The following is a 1,884-nucleotide window of genomic DNA, read 5'->3' as shown; positions in this document are numbered from 1 at the left end:
GGCCTCGGCTGTGCCGGCCGCGCCCGGGATCCGCTGGATCCGCCAGGCGTACACGCCCGGCCGGTCGGCGACGGCCTCCACCAGTTCGGTCCCCCGGAAGTGCAGGCCGGCCCCGTCGTCGGTGGCCCAGCCGGCCGGCAGCGTCCCGTCCGCGACCAGCTTCTGGTAGAGCGGACGCCGGCCCGGCTCCGAGTCGTAGTGCGGGGTGTTGCTGAACGGCAGCAGGCCGAGGCCGTCGGTGACCGCCCGCAGGTCCGGCCCGAACGAGTCGGTGGTGCCTCCCGCGTGCCAGCACAGCGATCCCGCGGACACCCCGCCGAGGACCACGCCCGCCTCCCACGCCTCCCGCATGATCACATCGAGGCCGTGGACGCGCCACACCGCGAGCAGGTTCGCCACGCTGCCGCCGCCCACCCAGATCACGTCCTGGCCCAGCAGGTGCGCGCGGATGTCGGCGACGTTCGGCATCGGGAACAGCGCGAGGTGGGAGGCGCGCACCTGCGGGGTGTCGCGGGCGAGCGCGGCGTAGTAGCGCGCGTAGGCGGCCGGGTCGTCGCCGACGGCGGTGGCCAGCAGGCACAGCTTCGGACGGGCCGGCTGCCCGGCCAGGCGCAGCGCGTGGTGGATCAGCGGGCCGACCCGGGTTCCCCAGCGTCCGTCCGGCAGGAAGCCGCCGCTGGTCGCGAGGATGTTCACCGTCCGCCCCTCGTGCTGTGCCCCTTCGTGCTGTGCTCCTTCGTGCTGTGCCCGTTCGTGCCCGTGCTCATCGGCGTCCGCGTCCGTTCGTGACTGTCCGTATCCGGGGCCGGCTGTTCCGTCCACCCGGGCATGTTTCCGCCGTCTGCGTGTTCTACCGTATTCGTGCCGTATGCGGCATGCCCGCTGTACGCCGCGGTCACCGTACCCCGGACCGTTTGCGGACCTGATTGCGGCGCGAGTTATCCACAGTTTGCCGGGGAGGGCTGCACAGAATGGCTTTTTCGGCTTACCGTCACTTTTTGTGACCTCAATGTACGATTCCGCCGGTTCCCGGGGTGGACGGGAGAACCCGGCCGATCCTCCCGTGCCCGGGGTGGTGCTGCGCGCCCGGGTCCGGGATGCCGGCGCCGGGGACGTGTGGGCCGGCCGGGTCGTGGCCACCGGGGCCGAGTGCACGGTCCGGCGGGTCAGGCTGCCCCCGGACGCGGCCGGCCGCGAGGCCGCCATGAGGTCGGCGCGCCTGCTGGTCGAGCTCGATCACCCACATCTCGTCCCGGTCATCGACGTGATCGCGACATCCGAGGGGATCGCGGTGGTGTCGGAGCCGGTCGACGGGGCGGTCAACCTGGGCCGGCTGCTCGGCGTCCGGGAGCGGCTGGAGCCCGGTGAGGTGGTGACGGTCGGGCTGCCGCTGGCCCAGGCGCTGGCCGCGGCGCATGCCGCGGGTGTGGTGCACGGCCGGCTCGATCTTGCCGACGTCCTGCTCGAGCCGAACGGCCGGCCGGTGCTGGCGGGGACGGGCATCGTCGGCCTCAGCGGCCCGCCCACCACCCCGCCGGTGGACGTCGGTGACCTCGCGGGCCTGCTGCTGGCGGCGATGCCGCACACCACCGGGCCGGCCGCGGCCGCGGTTGCCGTCGCTGTCGCGCCCGCTCTGGTGGACGACCCGGGCCGCCGGCCGACGGCACCGGAGCTGGCCGCGGCGCTGGCCCGGAGCTGCAACCCCGCGCCGGTGCGGATGCTGGGCCGGAAGTGGCGTGAGGAGGTGCTGTCCACACCGCCCCCGACGGCACCGCCCCCGACGGCACCGCCCCCGACGGCACCGCCCTCGCTGGCGCCGCCCTCGCTGGCACCGCCCCCGCGGACACCGCCCCCGCTGGCACCGCCCCCGCGGACACCGCCGCC

The 1,884-nt window shown here is 75.0% G+C and carries 2 protein-coding genes; one reads left to right on the top strand and one right to left on the bottom strand.

What is annotated here, in order from left to right; genetic code table 11:
• Nucleotides 1-696 (bottom strand): peptidase E (locus tag NBX02_RS16230; RefSeq protein WP_250292047.1); only part of this gene is annotated, 696 nt, incomplete at its 3' end.
• 313 nt (nucleotides 697-1,009) lie between these two features.
• On the opposite strand from NBX02_RS16230, the gene NBX02_RS16225 reads away from it, so the two are divergent.
• Nucleotides 1,010-1,884: protein kinase (locus NBX02_RS16225; RefSeq protein ID WP_250292045.1), on the top strand; the 875-nt coding region annotated here is incomplete at its 3' end.

It is taken from the genome of Protofrankia sp. CiP1_Cm_nod1 (assembly GCF_920888515.1).
Taxonomy (GTDB): domain Bacteria; phylum Actinomycetota; class Actinomycetes; order Frankiales; family Frankiaceae; genus Protofrankia.
This window is presented reverse-complemented; position numbering and strand designations above follow the sequence as displayed.